Origin of the sequence: Alcanivorax jadensis T9 (assembly GCF_000756655.1) — a bacterium.
GTDB classification, from domain to species: domain Bacteria; phylum Pseudomonadota; class Gammaproteobacteria; order Pseudomonadales; family Alcanivoracaceae; genus Alcanivorax; species Alcanivorax jadensis.
In genome coordinates this window covers 68,599-86,127 of the sequence record NZ_ARXU01000004.1, presented here as the reverse complement: position 1 = coordinate 86,127, position 17,529 = coordinate 68,599, and the positions used below count along the sequence as shown (strand labels likewise).

The following is a 17,529-nucleotide window of genomic DNA, read 5'->3' as shown; positions in this document are numbered from 1 at the left end:
TGCCACCTATTAGCCCAATCGTTCCATCCTTATCATTCATAGCAGATTGATAAGGAGACCGTCGATGAAAAAAATCCTGGGTGTATATTCCGCGCCTCAACCCCACTGGGTGGGTAACGGTTTTCCGGTTCGCTCCCTGTTTTCTTATGAAAGCCACGGCAAGCAGCTGAGCCCATTTCTGTTGCTGGACTATGCCGGCCCGGCCCGCTTTCCACCGGCGACCAAGCCACGCGGCGTGGGCGAACATCCCCATCGCGGTTTTGAAACCGTAACGATTGTCTATCAGGGCGAAGTCGCGCACCGGGATTCCACCGGTGAGGGTGGGGTAATCGGTCCCGGGGATGTGCAGTGGATGACTGCCGGTGCCGGGATTCTCCATGAGGAGTTTCATTCTCCGGCATTCACCTACCAGGGCGGACACCTGGAAATGATCCAGCTGTGGGTCAATCTGCCCGCAGCCGACAAGATGGCCCCTCCCTCCTATCAGGCGATTACCGGGGACCAGATTCCCGTGGTGCCACTGGCCGCCGCCAACGGCGAAATCCGGGTTATTACTGGTGAGTTTCAAGGGCATGCAGGCCCGGCCAAGACCTTTTCACCCATGCTGGTCTGGGACGTGACCTTGCAGGATCACGCCAACGTGCTGCTTGACGTACCCGATGGCTGGAATACGGCAGTAATCGCCAGGAGTGGCAGCAGCCTGATCAATGAACATGCCCGTGCCGCCGTCGGCCAGATGGTTGTGCTCAGTTCACAGGGTAATCAGGTGCAAATTCAGACGGAGGCAGAAAGCCAGCTACTGCTGATCTCAGGCGAGCCCCTGAACGAACCGATCGAAGGCTACGGTCCCTTTGTCATGAATACCAAGGAGGAAATCCGTCAGGCAATCCGGGATTTCCAGCAGGGTGATTTCGGGAAAATGTCATCGTGATTTTTTCAATCGAGGGTAGCGAAATCGTTACCCGTTACCACCAGGAGAAAGACTATGGGTAAACAATATACTCGTCTCGACAAAGACAATGCTGCAGTGTTGCTGGTCGACCATCAGGCCGGCCTGCTGTCTCTGGTTCGTGATATTGATCCGGACAAGTTCAAGAACAACGTGTTGGCCCTGGCCGATCTGGCGAAATACTTCAACCTGCCGACCATTCTTACCACCAGTTTTGAAACCGGCCCCAACGGTCCGCTGGTCCCCGAGCTAAAAGAAATGTTCCCGGATGCGCCCTACATCGCCCGTCCGGGCCAGATCAATGCTTGGGATAACGAGGACTTCGTAAAGGCTGTTAAAGCCACCGGCAAGAAACAGCTGATTATTGCTGGCGTGGTCACCGAGGTGTGCGTGGCCTTCCCGGCGCTGTCGGCCCTGGAGGAAGATTTCGAGGTTTTCATCGTCACTGATGCCTCCGGCACCTTTAATGCCATGACCCGGGATGCGGCCTGGGATCGTATGACTTCCGCCGGCGCCCAACTGATGACCTGGTTCGGTACCGCCTGCGAACTGCATCGTGACTGGCGCAACGACATTGAAGGTTTGGGTGCTCTTTTCTCCAACCACATCCCGGATTACCGTAACCTGATTACCAGTTACAGCACCCTTACCGAAGGGAAATAATCCATCCGGCCCCGCTTGGCGGGGCCATCCCAACCATGCCGAGTATCCGCCAGGAGAAACCATAGTAAAGAAGGGACACGCATAAATCCGACCAATCAAATCTCACGTTACCCACCTCCACACCCTTAACCTCGCCCCTTCTACCATCCCACCACCCCCATACCTCCTTACCCCATGATTCCCGCCCCCATTCCCTATATCATGCCTCCTTTCATCTGAGTCACTGATACCCCCCGGAGGAAGCGTGAGCGCGGACATGAGCCAACATACGCCGATGATGCAGCAATACCTGGCGATCAAGGCCGAGCACCCAGATCAGCTGGTGTTCTACCGCATGGGGGATTTCTACGAGTTGTTCTTCGGCGATGCCCAGAAGGCCGCGCGGCTGCTAGATATCACCCTAACCCAGCGCGGCCAGAGTGCCGGCAAGCCGATTCCCATGGCGGGGATTCCCTACCATGCGGCGGAGAACTATCTGGCCAGGCTGGTAAAGCTGGGCGAATCCGTGGCGATTGCCGAGCAGATTGGCGACCCGGCCCTGGCCAAGGGCCCGGTGGAGCGCAAGGTGGTGCGCATCGTCACCCCCGGCACGGTCAGTGACGAAGCTCTGCTGGAAGAGCGCCGCGACAATCTTCTGTGTGCCGTTTTCGATAACAACAACCAGTACGGTTGCGCCAGCCTGGACCTGGCCGCCGGGCGCTTTGTGGTGACCCAGGTGGAAGGTGCCGAGCAACTGCAGGCGCTGCTGGAGCGCTGGTCACCGGCGGAGTTGTTGCTGAGCGAGGAGCATGGCCTGCCCGGTCGCTGGGCCGAGCGGCCCGGCACTCGCAAGCGCCCGGGCTGGGAGTTTGATGAAGACGCTGCCCGCCGCCAGCTGTGCCAGCAGTTTCAGGTGCAGGATCTGGCCGGTTTTGGCGAGCCATCGCCGGTGGCCGTAGCCGCCGCCGGCGCCCTGCTGGGTTACGCCAAGGAAACTCAGCGCGGCGAACTACCCCATATTACCTCGCTGGCGGTGGAAAGCTTTGACGATGCGGTGGCCATGGATGCCGCCACCCGCCGTAACCTGGAGCTCACCGAAACCCTGGATGGCCAGGAACAGAACACCCTGGCCTGGGTGCTGGACAGCACTGAAACCGCAATGGGCGCGCGCCTGCTCAAACGCTGGGTACACCAGCCTCTACGCAACCGCACCACCCTCACCCAGCGCCAGGACCAGATCGACGCCTTGCGGCAGGGCTGGTGTTTCGAGTCCGCCCGCGATGTACTCAATGACATCGGTGACATGGAACGGATTCTCGGCCGGGTGGCCTTGCGCTCTGCGCGCCCTCGCGACCTGACCCGCCTGCACGCCAGCCTCAAGGCCCTGCCGCCTCTCATCGGTACCCTGCCCGGCGCCGACTGCTTTTACGAACTGATTGAGCGCATCGGCCAGTTCCCCAATCAGGTGGAGCTGCTGGGCCGCGCAGTGATCGACAATCCGCCCATGCTGATTCGCGACGGCGGCGTGATCGCGCCGGGTTATAGCGAAGAGCTGGACGAGCTGCGCTCCATCAGCGAGAACGCCGGCGCCATTCTGGTGGATATCGAAACCCGCGAACGCGAACGTACCCAGCTTTCCACCCTGCGAGTGAAGTACAACCGGGTGCATGGCTATTACATCGAGCTGTCACGGCGGGAATCGGACAAGGCGCCAGCGGATTATCAACGCCGCCAGACCCTGAAAAATGCCGAGCGGTTCATCACTCCGGAACTGAAGGAATTCGAGGACAAAGCCCTGTCCGCCTCCAGCAAGGCGTTAACGCTGGAGAAGCGTCTCTACGAAGCGCTGCTGGAAAAAGTGGCCGCCGACCTGCACGCCCTGCAGTGCAGTGCCGCCGCCGTGGCCGAGCTGGATGTGCTGGCTTCCCTGGCCGAGCGCGCCGAAGCACTCAACTGGGTGCGCCCGCAACTGGTGGACGACGATGCCATCATCGAAATCGTCGATGGCCGTCACCCGGTGGTGGAGCAGGTGCTGGACGATGCCTTCGTGCCCAACAGCCTGCATCTGGACGACGCCCGCCGCATGGTGATCATCACCGGCCCGAACATGGGCGGTAAGTCCACCTACATGCGCCAGACCGCCCTGATTGCCCTGCTCGCCCATCTGGGCAGCTGCGTACCCGCAGCCAGTGCCCGCATCGGCAGCCTGGATCGCATCTTTACCCGTATTGGTTCGTCTGATGATCTGGCCGGCGGCCGTTCCACCTTTATGGTGGAAATGTCCGAGACCGCCAACATCCTCAACAACGCCACCGCCCACAGCCTGGTATTGATGGATGAGATCGGCCGCGGCACCAGCACCTTCGACGGCCTCAGCCTGGCCTGGGCCGCCGCCGAACACCTGGCGCGCAACCTGAAGGCCTTCACCCTGTTCGCCACCCACTATTTCGAGCTGACCCAACTGCCCGACCAGTTGCCCGGCATCTACAACGCCCACCTGACCGCCAGCGAGCACGATAACCGCATCGTGTTTCTGCACCGGGTACAGGAGGGCCCTGCCAGCCGCAGCTATGGCTTGCAGGTGGCCCAGCTGGCCGGGGTGCCACAGAGCGTGATCCATCAGGCAGGGGAAAAGCTGCGCGAGCTGGAAGCCGGTAAACCACTGGCACCCGCAGACCGTTCAACCCCAGCTGCCGCCACACCGTTAGCGGCCCCTGCCCAGGCCAGCCTGTTTGCCGAGCCCAGCGCCGTGGAGCATGCCCTCAAGGAACTGGATCCGGACGATCTGACACCGAAGCAGGCGCTGGAAGCGCTGTACAAGCTGAGAGGACTGCTTTAGGCGTTGTAGGAGCGCCGCTTGAGGCGCGAAGCACCCAGAGTCGAGTCACGAGAAACGGAAAGCAACGCTCCCACCCACGAGTTTTCGCAACTCGCTTCTCGTGACTCGTCTCTCCGTACAAAGGCCGGTTCGCGCCTCAAGCGGCGCTCCTACGAAGCCAGGCCACCGCGATCTGTCCTCTCCGGCCCTGTCGGGTTATTACCTTATATCAAGGCTTTGTTTGCCTGCCCTTGGTCATGTCGCTAGACTAGCGCCACCCCAAGCGAGACAGGCCCTGCACTGCTATAATCAGCAGTCTGGCGCTGTACAAAGATCAAGACACCTGGCGAGGACAGGCTATGACGTTCGTAGTAGGTGAGAACTGCATTAACTGCAAACACACCGATTGTGTAGAAGTATGCCCGGTAGACTGTTTCTACGAAGGCCCCAACTTCCTGGTTATCCACCCGGACGAGTGTATTGACTGTGCACTGTGTGAGCCGGAGTGCCCGGTTAACGCCATTTTCTCCGAGGATGAGCTGCCAGAAGGCGAGCAGGAATTCCTGGAGATCAATGCGGACCTGGCCGAGAAGTGGCCGAACATTACCGAAATGAAAGATGCACCGGACGATGCGGAAGAGTGGGACGGTGTGCCCAACAAACGCGAGAAGCTGGTTCAACAATGGGAAGGCTAAGGGCTTCCCGGCGGACCCGGTAAGCCAGTTCTACTACTGGTAACACCATTTCGCAGACAAAGAAAAAGGGCGGCATCCTGCCGCCCTTTTTGCGTCGAGTCATCCTGACCCTTTTGCGCTCACCGCAACATCCTTGTGTGCTGTCCTTGCTTATCCTTGTGCCCATATCCCTGAACACGAATCCACTATATCAACGGCTCCAGGCCGTTTGGGTAAAATAAATATTAAAAGTCTGCCCAAAAACCACCCAAAAAAAATAAAACTATTTAAAATCAATAATTTACCTTTATTTTGTCGCTTCAAAACAGCCGAAATCAGCCGAAAAAGACTGCTTTTTCCTACAGCTTTGTAAGAGATCTCTTACAAGCCAGCGCCACCCCTTCCCAGATTCATGAACAACAGCCCCGTAAACGAAACATGGGGATGCCAAAACGCGCCCATGTTTTTACATTTTCTCACCCGTTTTTACAGCACTGCCAAGCGCTTACCGTTAGCATTGTCTCCATGAAGTGAAGGGCCAGGGCCCCTAAAAACTTCGACCAGTATCCCCCCAAGGCGCTAGCAATAGCGCTCACAACCCCCCTCTTCCACCCCCCAAATTAGGAAGAGGGTTTTTTTTGTCTGAAATTCGCTAAAACGGAGTCTGATCAGATCTGACGCAAGGCATCACAGGCCTGGTCGAAGGCATCGCGCAGCCGAGTCAGCAAATCGGAAACCTGCCCCAACTCGCCTTCACGAGCCAGACTCTCCAGCTGCATGCACAGCTCGAAAACCCGCACCGCACCCAGATTGCCGCTGCTGCCCTTGAAGCTGTGCGCTTGGCGGCGCAGGGTTTCCTGGTCGCCCGCCGTATACGCGGACGCCAGTGTCTGGAGACGTTGCTCGCCATCCCGCTTAAAGGAATCGACCAACATGGAGAAATCCTGGCCCATTACATCCTGTAGTTCTGTAACGACCTCATCGTCGAGAATCGCTGAATCTTGCATACCGGCTCCGTCTTCCTTTACGGGGGTAACCCTAACCATTAATCATGAAATCTTATGTGGAATATCTCGAAAATCCAGAAAAAATTAGTAGCGGGACGTTAAATGAGGCTTTCCGTGCTTGGGATATCTGAACCCTCCAGGAAGTTATTCCGTTCCCTGGAGCACGGGCAATAAACCACAGGACTGCGCACGTATCACGTCATCACGGGTATCCACGTCCCATAGGACCGGTAAACGAACCACCCGCTCCCCGGGAAAACAGGCAATGCTGTCGGCCAGGGCCTGTTCGCCGCCGAACCGAACACCACGGAAGCGCTTAGGGTGCCACAGCGCTTGGCTGGAACTGCCGATCAACACATAGCCGCCATCCTCGCTGGGACCAAATACCACCGGCGCCTTGTCCAGCGCCTGCAGGGCCTGCTCGAAGTAATCCTGGTCCAGTACCGCACAGTCACTGCCAACCAGTAACACCTGATCGGCCTGGGCCAGGCCGCTATTCAGGGCCTGGGCCATTTTTTCCCCCAGGTCTTCGCCCTGTTGCAGGTGACAGGACCAACCATGGCGTTGCGCCAATGCCTGCAGCTCCGTATCGGCTTGATCCAGCCATAGCTGCACCCGACCCGGAAAACCACAGGCCGCGGCAATCGTGCGGGTCAACAACAGCCGGTACAGCGTGAGGGCACCCTCTTCGCCAAAATCGGGGATCAATCGGGTTTTCACCCGGCCTGCCTGCAGCGCCCGGGCAAAGACGATCAGCAGCGGCTGCGAGGTGCTCTCAGTGCTCGCCATAATAGTCCCGGTACAGTTGCTCGGGCTGGGCGCCACGCCAGTAGCGATAGCGCAGGGACCACATCAGCCAGATGGTCGGCCAGGCCCCCCGCGATTCCCAGCGACGGCTGCTGGTGGTCAGCACAGGGCGCAGACAATGGGGTCGTCCCTGCTCCTGCTTCAACCGCCGGCTCAGGGCAATGTCTTCCATCAAGGGCTGGTCTGGATAGCCTTCCAGAGCGGTAAAGATATCGCGGCGCACGAAGATACCCTGGTCTCCGGTGGCAATGCCGGAAAACCGGGAGCGCACATTGATCATGGCGCCGATGACACGGAACAAAAAACGCCGGCCACTCAGGCGCACATCAAAACGGCCCCAGCGGGCGTCGGCAGGCAGGCGCATCAGTTGCTGCCGGTGGGTGCCATCAAGCTGGCTATCCGCATGGACAAACCACAACCAGTCGCCCCTGGCCTGACGGGCGCCGGCGTTCATCTGCCGGGCACGACCAGGGGCACTGAGCACTACCCGATCCGCCAGCTCACGGGCAATCTCCACACTGTTATCAGTACTGCCGCCATCCACCACCACCAGCTCATCCCCGGCTTGCAGGGCATGGCGAAGCATGGTCAGGGTCGCGTCCAGATTGCCGGCTTCGTTATACACCGGCACGATCACACTGACGGTGGTCTCGCTCACCCCAGAGAACCACTGCAACTACTACCGGCACCCGCGGTACAGCCGAAACAATGGTCCGCCACATAGATAGGCTCGCCTTCCAGATCGTGATCCAGCAACCCGGACAGGTGCGGGTGGCCCTCATGGTGCCCCAGGGGCATATCCAGCATCTGGTTGAAGTCACAATCGTACAGGTAGCCCTGATAATCCACGCTCACCGTGGCCCGGCACATCACCGCCGGCAGGGTGTCGCGGTTGAAGCTGTCGCGCAGCAGCTGCATGTAATCGTTGAACTGGTTGTGGGCCAACAGCACGGCACCGAAACGGCTGATGGGCATATTGGTGATGGTAAGCAGACTGTTGAACCGCAGCCCGAAGCGTTCATCCAGCTCACGCTTATAGTCCTCTTCCAGCACCGCCTGGGGTGGCGGCAGGTTCGGGCCAGTGGGGTTATAGACCAGGTCCAGCAACAGTCCGTCACTGCCATAGCCTTGGGCATTAAGCCGGCGAATAGCTTCTATACTGCCCTGATACACCCCCTTGCCGCGCTGCGCGTTCACATTCTCTTCCAGATAACAGGGCAGTGATGCCACCACATGCACCCGGTTATCCGCCAGAAACTGCGGCAAATCCTCGTAACCCGGCTCCAGCAGAATGGTGAGATTACAACGGTCGATGACTTCCACATCCATAGCCCTGGCCTGTTCCACCAGATAACGGAAATGGGGGTTCATCTCCGGCGCACCGCCGGTGAGATCCAGTACCTTGATATCGCGCAGCCGGATCACCTCCAACACCATGTCCACGGTTGCCAGGTCCATCAGTTCAGTGCGCGTAGGGCCCGCGTTCACATGGCAGTGAACGCAACTGAGGTTACAGAGATACCCCAGGTTCACCTGCAAGATTGACGTAGCGTGGCGCCGCAACGGCGGGAAGTCGGTGCTGCTGCGCACCAGTAAATCGTGGGTATCCTGCATACGTCACCTGTGTCAGTTTCCTCAATGCTAGCAATTGGATGCGGGCTTGTCGCAAAGGTTACGTGAACGCTGCAAGATCGAGGCAATTATGGTGGCAGCCCCAGAGTGTCATGTGGGTATTTGGGGCTATTTTTGCGGCAACGCTATAGCAAGGAAATAGAGAGGCAGGAGCCTGTATTGTTTTTGCTGTAGGAGCGGCGCTTGAGCCGCGAATGGTTAGCAAGGCCGCGGGGTTCGCGGCTCAAGCGCCGCTCCTACAGCGAACTAAACCCTTGCCGGGTTAATAATAGCCAATCGCTATTCCCGGACTGGCACCACGACGAAAAGTCCTTACAATCGTCCCTCTTCAAAGCCCGGTAGCTCAGTTGGGTGAGGTCGGGGATTTCCAAAGTGTGCTTTGGCCGAACGAACGCGAGGCGGATATCGCCGCTTTGCCGGCGCCCGCAGGGCGAGTCAGCGCCGATAAAATAGTCGCTTGCTCCCCGGAAACTGGCACCACAACTAAAAGTCCTTACAATCGTCACTTCTTCAGCCCCGGTAGCTCAGTTGGATAGAGCAAGCGCCTCCTAAGCGCTAGGTCACAGGTTCGACTCCTGTTCGGGGCGCCATTTCTTTTCTGGTTCCGTATCACATCGGCTCCATTGCCGGGCTGCTTGTGCGTTACCCGGGGGATTCAACGATGCCACCATCGCACTGTTTGGTCGGTCGGCGCCGCCGATGTCCTGACGGCACAACCCGCAACGCCATCAGACCTTCTTTTACATATCAGTGATTTACCCGATGGAGCGGCTGCTCTAGATTGAGGATTCCATTCGGGTACAAGAAGGATCTTGCTGATGAAAATCCTGGGACTGCTACAACTTGCCCTGGCGATCTATGCCATTGTGATGATCATCCAGTCCGGCGCGGAAACCCTGCACAAGGTGCTGTGGGTGCTGCTGGTGCTGGTATTACCGCTTGTCGGGCTGATTATCTGGGGGCTGATGGGGCCGGGCTCGCCGCTGAAGCGTTAGCGACCTCCTGCGACTGCTTTTCCTGTGGCTTCTGCCAGCTCTCCGGAGTCTGGTAGTAGCCGTGGGAGATTCCCTGAAAACGGGGCAGGTTCACCACCCGGCGCAGTCGACGCAGTGAGAAATAGGGAATATCCCGCAAAATGATATTCGCCAGCCAGGCCGGTACAGCGCCACCCGGGTCCAGTATCACCTCAATGGTTACCTTCACCTCCCCCGGCGACAATGGCTCGAATCGGTAATAGCCTTCCATCTGCGGCATGCGCACATAATCAGACTGCTCGGGAAATACCGGCGGATTCAGGGAAAACGGCATCACCAGATTGTAGCTGTCCGGCTCCTGGTAAAAAGTCACACGCAAAGGCGCATCCCGATCCTTCACCGGCCACGGCAGGCGAGTGGTGACATAGACATCACGCTGATAAGGGGACGCCCGATGCAGGTCACGGATTTCCGAGACCATGTGCATAAAAGACGCCACCGCCTCGTAATCGTCCATCAGGGCACCAATGGCATTAAAATCTGCCACCGGCACCACACCCACCCCGCGAAAGGTTTTCAGCCGTGAGCTGTCGTCATCCTGGCGATAAACCTGGATATCATCGCGGTCGGTGACCAGCACCCATTTTGACGGGTCAGCCATGGACATGGCGGAGCCGCCCAGCAGGATCAGGCCGAGTAAAAGTCGTTTTATTATCATTCTGTTTTCCTGACGCATCCCCATCGCCGCACCTGAGACAGCCCGGCGAGTGATCACTTTATAACCTGCCTGACAGCGCCAGACCTGCCTGACGGAAAAAAATGTGACACAGACAATCTGGAAATGCGACATGTCGCACAGTCGGTGCGCTCGAAACCCCGCTGACCGGTACGTCATGGCGGCAACTGACGCACGGGTTCAGGTCACAGATAGGGTTCCATCAGATGCGAGAGGGCGTTACGCAAACGACGCCAGGGCGCCATGTCCCGGAAATGCTCCGGCTCCATGCGGGTAGACAGCAAGATATGGCGATCCAGCATCTTATCCACCCGGGTGGTCAGAGTGTCGCTGTAACATTCCAGATCAAATTCAAAATTCAGGCGCAGGCTGCGGGCGTCCCAGTTACCGGAGCCGAGCATCAGCCAGTGCTGATCCACCGTCATTACCTTGCTGTGATCAAACGGCGGCGGCGACAGATAGAGCTCGGCGCCCTCGCCCACCAGCCAGCGCAAGGCATGCAGACTCGCCCAGTTCACCATGCGCAGATTGCTCTTGCGGGGAATCACGATCTGCACCTGCACGCCCTTCAGAATCGCCATCTGCAGGGACGCCATAAGGGTCAGATCCGGCACGAAATAGGGAGTGACAATCCGGATACGCTGCTCGGCGCTGCCAATGGCCGCCAGCAGGGTAAGCCGGCGTTTATCAAAATCCGCATCCGGGCCGGCGCTGATGCCCCGCGCCTGCACCTCGCCCACCTGGGCAGGGCCACGGTAGCTGGTCTCCAGCACCTCCCCGCAGGTAAACACCCAATCGGCGGCGAAGCTTCGCAACAGCTGGCCGACCACCGGCCCTTCAAGTCGGGCATGCAGATCCGTGGTGCGAGCCGGTTTATGTAGATAGCCAGCACGGATATTCATGCCCCCGGTAAAGCCCAGGGAGCGATCCACGATCATGATCTTGCGGTGGTTGCGAAGGTTGATATAAGGCATACGCCAGGGCGCCAGGGAGTACAGGAAACGCTGCACCGGCACCCCGCGACGGCGCAAGCGCCAGAACACCGACGGCAGGGAGTAGTGGGCGCCCATGCCATCAATCAGCACCCTCACCTTGACGCCCCGTTTAACCGCGGCGGCCAGGGCATCCACCAGCGGCTTGCCGGCAGCGTCATTGCCGAAAATATAGGTCACCAGGTAGACGCTTTCACTGGCACCGTTAATCGCGTCCAGCATGGCCTGATAGGTCTGCGGCGCATCCAGTAGTGCCAGCTCGTTGCCGTCGGTGAGCGGCAAATGAGTCAGGCGCCCTACCAGTCGGCTGAGCACCTGCAGGTGCGGCACCGTGGGCACCGCTTCTGCGGCCACCCGCCAGCCATCATCAGTGTCGATCAGCCCGCCGGTGAGTTGCCGGGCGCGACGCTGGATACGGTTCACCCCCAACATGAAATACAGTACTGCGCCGACCACGGGCACCAGCCACACCAGCCCGGTCCAGGCCGCTGCCGCCCGCGCATCGCGCTTGTTTTGCGCCACATGGGCAGTCACATAGATCGCCAGGAAAAGGCTGATGGCAGCGGCAATATAGGGCCAGAACGGCTCCAGCACTGCCAGCCCCTGGCCATAACGGCTTTTCCAGAATGTCAGATCCAACGCTTTTCCGCTCCTTGCCTAGCTACCGCCTGACGAGCTCAAATCCGCCCAGGGCGGCAATATCTGGCCAACATAGCATATCCCCCGCCGCCCCGCGGATTGCGACAAAAAACCAGTCAGATCAACGGCTTTGCGCTTTGCAGCCCAAGTCACTAAAATACGCCCTCTTTTTTTGGGACAACCGCAGCCGCCACGCGCTGTACGTCCTCCCCGACAAGGCTGGGAGACGTGAGTCCCGGGTCCTCAGCGCCGACCCTGATCGGCGCACGTTAACGGGCATTAGGCCCAACTCAGCGTCAGCTGCCGCTGGCCATCTGTAGTACCGAATACGAATCCCGCTGGTGTAGGCAACCAGTGTACCGGTATTGGCGATTCTGTCGTCATGCCGGCGCATGATGAGGAGCGATACCATGCCCGAAACCAATGCCGTCATTCCGCTGCATCAGAGCACGGAACCGCAGTTTGATGAACCGCGCCGTTTCAAGGTATTCACCGCGCGTCAGCTCGACAAGATCGAGCCACTCAAACGCCTGGACGACGAGACCCGCTTTGCCATGGAAGTCGTTGCCAATGTGCTGCCTTTCCGGGTCAACGAATACGTCATCGACGAACTGATCAACTGGGACAAAGTGCCCAACGATCCCATCTACCAGCTCACCTTCCCACAGAAAGGCATGCTGGCCCCGGAACACTTCGACAAGGTGGCTGACGCCATGCGCGGTGGCGACAAGGCGGAAATCAAGGCAGCCATCGCCGAGGTCCGTGAAGCCCTGAACCCGCACCCCGCCGGGCAGATGGAACACAACATGCCGGAAGTGGACGGCGAGAAGATCGACGGCGTCCAGCACAAGTACAACGAGACCGTGCTGTTCTTCCCCAGCCAGGGGCAAGTGTGCCACAGCTATTGCACTTTCTGCTTCCGCTGGGCCCAGTTCATCGGTGACAACGATCTGAAGATCGCCACCAAGGAAGCCGGCCAGCTCAAGAAGTACATCCAGGCGCACCCGGAAATCACCGATGTGCTGATCACCGGTGGCGACCCGCTGGTAATGAAGACCAAGAACCTGCGCGCTCATATCGAGCCGCTGCTGGAACTGGAACAGATCCGCACCATCCGCATCGGTTCCAAGGCGCTGACCTTCTGGCCCCAACGTGTCGTGTCCGACGACGATGCCCAGGACCTGCTGGACCTGTTCCAGGAAGTGCAAGCCAGTGGCAAACACCTGGCACTGATGGCGCATTACAACCACTGGCAGGAACTGGAAACGGACATCGCCCGGGAAGCCGTGCGCCGTGTCCGTGCCACCGGCGCCGTGATCCGTGCTCAGGGCCCGCTGTTGGCTCACATCAACGACAACGCCGACGACTGGGCTCGCCTGTGGCAGACCCAGGTAGAGCTGGGCATCATCCCCTACTACATGTTTGTGGAACGGGACACCGGTGCACGTCGTTACTTTGAAGTGCCGCTGGCCAAGGCCTGGGAAATCTACCGCGATGCCATGAAACAGGTATCCGGTATCGCCCGTACCGCCCGTGGCCCGAGCATGTCCAGCCACCCGGGCAAGGTGGAAATCCAGGGCGTTACCGAAATCAACGGCGAGAAAGTGTTCGCCCTGCGCTTCATCCAGGGCCGTAACCACGACTGGGTACAGCGCCCCTTCTTCGCCAAGTACAACGAGGAAGCCACCTGGCTCAACCATCTGGAACCGGCCTTCGGCGAAGAGAAATTCTTCTTCGAAGACGAGCTGGCGGAGATGGAGAACGAGTAAGGATCAGTTCACCGCTACGCTAGCGAGCGTGGAGCTGATTTGAAAGCCAAGAGGCCGCGTCCGCAGTGTGGGCGCGGCCTCTTGCGTTTTCGTGTCGCCAAATCTCTTATCGGTCTGGCCCTTCCTCCTTCCCCCCGACTCCCTTAGGCTTACCCCTTGGTAATTATCCTCAAGGAATATCCATGCAAAACGGGCTGATGGTGCTGCACGGCAACCGTCTGGAAACCCTCACCGAGCTGGTGGCCGACTGGCTGCAGCGTGAGCCGCTGTCACCACTGGAAACGGAAACCTTTCTGGTGCAGTCCAACGGCATGGCCCAGTGGCTGAAACTGCAACTGGCGGATGCCCTGGGGATCAGCGCCGGCTTCCAGTTCCAGATGCCGGCCCGTTTTTTATGGAGCGCCTATCGCACCGTGCTCGGCGAAACCCAGGTGCCGCGCACCTCGCCCTTCGATAAATCACGACTGTTGTGGCGCCTGTACCGGTTATTGCCCACGCTTCTCCATAACGAGCACTTCGGCCCCCTGCGGCATTTTCTCGCCGACGATGTGGATGGCCGCAAAAGCCACCAGTTGGCCGAGCGACTGGCGGATCTGTTCGATGCCTACCAGGTCTATCGGGCCGACTGGCTGGCGGACTGGGAAAGCGGCAATGACCGTCTGCGCAAGGCCCAGGACCGCGACGCCTTTGATGATTTCCCCACCAACCAGCTATGGCAGGCGCATCTGTGGCGCGCCCTGCTGGCAGACATGGATGACAGCAAACAAGGCCTCAGCCGCAGCGCCATCCACCGGGATTTCATGGCCGCGCTCACTCAACAACAGGGCACGCCTCCGCCGGGCCTGCCACGCCGGCTGATCATCTTCGGCATCAGCGCTCTGCCCCAGCAGGCTTTGGAAGCGTTGGCCGCACTCAGCCGGCATTGCCAGATCCTGATGCTGGTACAGAACCCCTGCCAGCATTACTGGGCAGATATCGTCGAAGACAAACAACTGCTGCGCCGCCAACTGGATAACCGCAAACGCCACCTGACCGCCCTGCCGGAAAACCGCGTCAATCCACTGCTGGCCGCCTGGGGCAAACAGGGCCGGGACTTTATCGGTCTGCTCTACGACCACGACGACCCGGACAGTTATCGCAGCGCCTTCCAGAACCAGATTGATCTGTTTGAAAACCGCGAACCGCACACCCTGTTGCAACACCTGCAGCAGGACATTCTCGATCTGGAACCGCTGCCGGCCCCGGACCAGCGTCCATCACTTGAAGTGGACAGCTCCCTCCATTTCCGCATCGGCCACAGCGCCCAACGGGAAGTGGAAATCCTCCAGGATGAATTGCTCGACCGTTTCAGCAACGACCCGAGCCTGCAGCCCCGCGACGTGATCGTCATGGTGCCGGACATCGAAGCCTATGCACCGCACATCGACGCCGTATTCGGTCGGCTGGAACGGGACGATCCGCGCTATCTGCCCTATACCCTCAGCGACCGCAGTGCCGGTGCCGCGTCCCCCCTGGCCCAGGCCGTGGAATCCCTGCTGCACCTGCCCCAGTGGCGCTTCACCGCCACCGACATTCTCGACCTGCTGGATGTGCCCGCCGTGCGCGAACGCTTCGGCATCGACGAAGGCGACCTGCCACAACTGGCTCGCTGGATCGACCAGGCCCGCATCCGTTGGGGCCTTAACAGCCAGCAACGCCAGACCCTGGACGTGCCCGGCTTCGAACAGAACAGCTGGGCCTTCGGCCTGAAACGGATGCTGGCCGGCTACCTGCTCGGCGACGGCCCGGCCTGGATGGGCATCGAACCCCTGGACGAAGTGGCCGGCCTGGGCGCGGAACTGGCCGGGCGGCTGTCGCGCCTGCTCGACACCCTGGAACACCACTGGCAGCAATCCCGTCAGGACGCCAGCGCCAGGGAGTGGCAACAACGCTTCACCCAGCTACTGGATAACCTGTTCGCCCCGGTGGACGAAACCGACCAGACCCTGGATGCGGGCCTGCGCGATGCCCTCAACGACTGGCTGGCTGCCTGCGCCGAAGCGGACTTCGACAGCACCTTGCCACTCACCGTGGCCCGCCGCCCCCTGCTCGATGCCCTGAATGCGGAAAGCCTGTCGCAACGGTTCATGGCCGGGCGCATCAACTTCTGCACCCTGATGCCCATGCGCGCCATTCCCTTCCGCCATGTCTGCCTGCTGGGCATGAAGGACGGCGACTACCCCCGTCAACAACAGCCCATGGATTTCGATCTGATGCGGCAATGGGGTAACTATCGCCCCGGCGACCGTTCCCGCCGCGACGACGACCGCTACCTGTTTCTGGAAGCCCTGCTCAGTGCCCGCGACAGCCTCTACATCAGCTGGACCGGCCGCAACGTGCGCGACAATAGCGAACGCCCGCCCTCGGTGCTGGTGGCGCAACTGTGCGATCATATCAACCAGCGCTGGCACGCCGACCAGGGCGAACCGGTGGATGCCCTCACCGTGGCCCACCCGCTGCAACCGTTCAGCGCCCGCTACTTCTTCCACACTGAGCAGGATGCAGCCAACGACATCCAGCTAAACGAGTCCCTACACACCTATGCCAACGAATGGCGTGCCCTCCACGATGGCCAGGCCACCCGTGTCAGCAATGACCAGCCCCTGCCACCACTGGACAGCGACGAGCCAATTACCTGCGCCGCCCTCGGCCGTTTTCTCAAGCAGCCGGTAGCGCACTTTTTCGAGCAACGGCTGAAGGCCCGCCTGAAACAACAGCGCCAGGTACTGGACGACAGCGAACCTTTCGCCTTCGATGGCCTGCAACGTTTCCAGCTACAGGACCAGTTGCTCAGCGTGGCCCTGCGCGCTGGCCCGGAGCATGCCGGCGGGGCCATGACGGAGGCCATGAATCGACTGGCCGGCAGCGGCGACCTGCCCCTGGCGCCCTTTGACGAGGGCAGCCGCGACAGCCTGCTGATGCCACTGTCACAACCACTGGAACAGTACTTTGCCCTGCTGGCAGACAGCGGCGCGCCGCAACCGCAACAGGAAATCCGCCTGAGCGCCGGCCCGTTACAACTGGAAGACTGGCTCACCGACCTGCGAGGCTCCGCCGCCAATGCCCAGCGTCTGGTGCTGCACACCGGCAAGCTGAAAGAGCGCTTCGACAAGCTCACCCGGGACTGGACCCTGCACCTGGCCGCCTGCGCCGCCGGGCATCCGCTGAACACGCACATCCAGGGACAGGATGGCCGCATTACCCTGCCTCACCTGAACCGCAGCGATGCCCAGCACTGCCTGGATCAACTGGGCCACGCCTGGCAGCAAGCCCTGTGCGAGCCCCTGCCCATCGCCTGCGCCACCGCCTTTGCCTGGCTGAAAGGGGAAGAAAAAGACAACGGCGACAACGAGGCACGCAAGGTGTTCGAATCCGGCTTTATGCACACCGGCGAGCAGGACAAGGAACCGGCCATTGCCCGCGCCTGGGCCGACTTCGATAGCATGCTGGCTGCCCGCCATGGCGACGATAGCGCCTTCGCCTACTGGACCGAGCAACTCTATGCCCCGCTCTACCAGCACGCCCAATGGAGTGAACATGGTGACAATTGAACGCACCCTTTCTCCTGTTTTCGTAGGGTGCACTGAGCCTAAGGCGAACTGCACCGTTGATGGGCGGCAAGCTGCAAGCTACAAGCTGCAACGCGGGAGAGTGCGATACCAGGCTGACTGTCCCGTAGCCGCGATTCGGTTTACTGTGACGGCGTTAGTACTCAAGTTTCGGCTTTCTTTCGGCAGAAAGTCCGGGCGAATTGAGCCTTCTGTGCTTACGCTGCTTCGTAGCTTCACCCTCTCCCTGTCCCTCTCCCCTCAAGGGAGAGGGGACCGCTCAGAAAGGCCTGGTGTCACTTC

13 protein-coding genes and 1 tRNA gene are annotated in these 17,529 nt (G+C 59.9%); 8 read left to right on the top strand and 6 right to left on the bottom strand.

Features of this window, described 5'->3' with window-relative positions; all coding sequences use genetic code 11:
* The first annotated feature begins 64 nt into the window (after positions 1-64).
* The 4 genes from T9A_RS07165 (at position 65) to fdxA (ending at position 5,104) form a co-directional block, all read left to right on the top strand.
* The gene (locus T9A_RS07165) at positions 65-931 is read left to right on the top strand and encodes a pirin family protein (protein ID WP_035246432.1); all 867 of its coding nucleotides are present in this window, start codon (positions 65-67) and stop codon (positions 929-931) included.
* Between the two features lie 54 nt (positions 932-985).
* Positions 986-1,612, top strand: a complete 627-nt coding sequence (gene ycaC, locus T9A_RS07160) for an isochorismate family cysteine hydrolase YcaC (protein WP_035246431.1) — start codon at positions 986-988, stop codon at positions 1,610-1,612.
* A gap of 256 nt (positions 1,613-1,868) precedes the next feature.
* On the top strand, positions 1,869-4,430 hold the full coding sequence (mutS, locus tag T9A_RS07155; RefSeq protein ID WP_035246851.1) for a DNA mismatch repair protein MutS: 2,562 nt from the start codon (positions 1,869-1,871) through the stop codon (positions 4,428-4,430).
* A gap of 338 nt (positions 4,431-4,768) precedes the next feature.
* Positions 4,769-5,104 carry a ferredoxin FdxA gene (gene fdxA / locus T9A_RS07150; protein ID WP_035246430.1) on the top strand — a complete coding sequence of 112 codons (336 nt, stop codon included), beginning with the start codon at positions 4,769-4,771 and terminating at the stop codon, positions 5,102-5,104.
* A gap of 647 nt (positions 5,105-5,751) precedes the next feature.
* On the opposite strand, the gene T9A_RS07145 is transcribed toward fdxA, so the two are convergent.
* From T9A_RS07145 to arsS, 4 genes are all read right to left on the bottom strand, one after another.
* Positions 5,752-6,090 (bottom strand): Hpt domain-containing protein, encoded by a 339-nt coding sequence (locus T9A_RS07145; protein WP_035246429.1) that lies wholly within the window; start codon positions 6,088-6,090, stop codon positions 5,752-5,754.
* 144 nt (positions 6,091-6,234) lie between these two features.
* A complete protein-coding gene (locus T9A_RS07140; RefSeq protein ID WP_035246428.1) occupies positions 6,235-6,879 on the bottom strand; it encodes a TIGR04282 family arsenosugar biosynthesis glycosyltransferase in 645 nt (214 codons plus the stop codon).
* Positions 6,866-7,555, bottom strand: coding sequence for a TIGR04283 family arsenosugar biosynthesis glycosyltransferase (locus tag T9A_RS07135; protein ID WP_035246426.1), 690 nt, complete (start codon positions 7,553-7,555; stop codon positions 6,866-6,868). Before T9A_RS07135 ends, T9A_RS07140 begins: the two co-directional genes overlap by 14 nt.
* Positions 7,552-8,511, bottom strand: coding sequence for an arsenosugar biosynthesis radical SAM (seleno)protein ArsS (gene arsS / locus T9A_RS07130; protein ID WP_035246425.1), 960 nt, complete (start codon positions 8,509-8,511; stop codon positions 7,552-7,554). The genes T9A_RS07135 and arsS overlap by 4 nt, the downstream gene beginning before the upstream one ends.
* 531 nt (positions 8,512-9,042) lie before the next feature.
* Here arsS and T9A_RS07125 point away from each other — a divergent pair.
* Positions 9,043-9,119, top strand: a tRNA-Arg gene (locus tag T9A_RS07125).
* A 228-nt stretch (positions 9,120-9,347) separates the two neighbouring features.
* Complete coding sequence (locus T9A_RS16825) at positions 9,348-9,524, top strand: PLDc N-terminal domain-containing protein (RefSeq protein ID WP_084573421.1); 177 nt, start codon at positions 9,348-9,350, stop codon at positions 9,522-9,524.
* Here T9A_RS16825 and T9A_RS07120 read toward each other — a convergent pair.
* Both T9A_RS07120 and T9A_RS07115 read right to left on the bottom strand, forming a co-directional pair.
* Entirely contained in the window at positions 9,481-10,221 is a 741-nt protein-coding gene (locus T9A_RS07120) for an START domain-containing protein (RefSeq protein ID WP_035246423.1), read from the bottom strand. The two genes, T9A_RS16825 and T9A_RS07120, sit on opposite strands and share 44 nt — an antisense overlap.
* A gap of 203 nt (positions 10,222-10,424) precedes the next feature.
* Entirely contained in the window at positions 10,425-11,870 is a 1,446-nt protein-coding gene (locus T9A_RS07115; RefSeq protein ID WP_035246421.1) for a phospholipase D-like domain-containing protein, read from the bottom strand.
* Positions 11,871-12,280: 410 nt separating this feature from the next.
* On the opposite strand from T9A_RS07115, the gene T9A_RS07110 reads away from it, so the two are divergent.
* Both T9A_RS07110 and recC read left to right on the top strand, forming a co-directional pair.
* On the top strand, positions 12,281-13,639 hold the full coding sequence (locus T9A_RS07110; RefSeq protein WP_052042588.1) for a KamA family radical SAM protein: 1,359 nt from the start codon (positions 12,281-12,283) through the stop codon (positions 13,637-13,639).
* Positions 13,640-13,821: 182 nt separating this feature from the next.
* A complete protein-coding gene (recC, locus tag T9A_RS07105) occupies positions 13,822-17,229 on the top strand; it encodes an exodeoxyribonuclease V subunit gamma (protein ID WP_035246419.1) in 3,408 nt (1,135 codons plus the stop codon).
* Positions 17,230-17,529 lie beyond the last annotated feature (300 nt).

What these genes read in the sequence shown, in the direction of transcription:
- fdxA (WP_035246430.1), top strand. Translation starts at nt 4,769, where the DNA reads ATGACGTTCGTAGTAGGTGAGAACTGCATTAACTGCAAACACACCGAT.
- T9A_RS07120 (WP_035246423.1), bottom strand. Translation starts at nt 10,221, where the DNA reads ATGATAATAAAACGACTTTTACTCGGCCTGATCCTGCTGGGCGGCTCC.
- T9A_RS07145 (WP_035246429.1), bottom strand. Translation starts at nt 6,090, where the DNA reads ATGCAAGATTCAGCGATTCTCGACGATGAGGTCGTTACAGAACTACAG.
- recC (WP_035246419.1), top strand. Translation starts at nt 13,822, where the DNA reads ATGCAAAACGGGCTGATGGTGCTGCACGGCAACCGTCTGGAAACCCTC.
- T9A_RS16825 (WP_084573421.1), top strand. Translation starts at nt 9,348, where the DNA reads ATGAAAATCCTGGGACTGCTACAACTTGCCCTGGCGATCTATGCCATT.
- mutS (WP_035246851.1), top strand. Translation starts at nt 1,869, where the DNA reads ATGAGCCAACATACGCCGATGATGCAGCAATACCTGGCGATCAAGGCC.
- T9A_RS07165 (WP_035246432.1), top strand. Translation starts at nt 65, where the DNA reads ATGAAAAAAATCCTGGGTGTATATTCCGCGCCTCAACCCCACTGGGTG.
- ycaC (WP_035246431.1), top strand. Translation starts at nt 986, where the DNA reads ATGGGTAAACAATATACTCGTCTCGACAAAGACAATGCTGCAGTGTTG.
- T9A_RS07140 (WP_035246428.1), bottom strand. Translation starts at nt 6,879, where the DNA reads ATGGCGAGCACTGAGAGCACCTCGCAGCCGCTGCTGATCGTCTTTGCC.
- arsS (WP_035246425.1), bottom strand. Translation starts at nt 8,511, where the DNA reads ATGCAGGATACCCACGATTTACTGGTGCGCAGCAGCACCGACTTCCCG.
- T9A_RS07110 (WP_052042588.1), top strand. Translation starts at nt 12,281, where the DNA reads ATGCCCGAAACCAATGCCGTCATTCCGCTGCATCAGAGCACGGAACCG.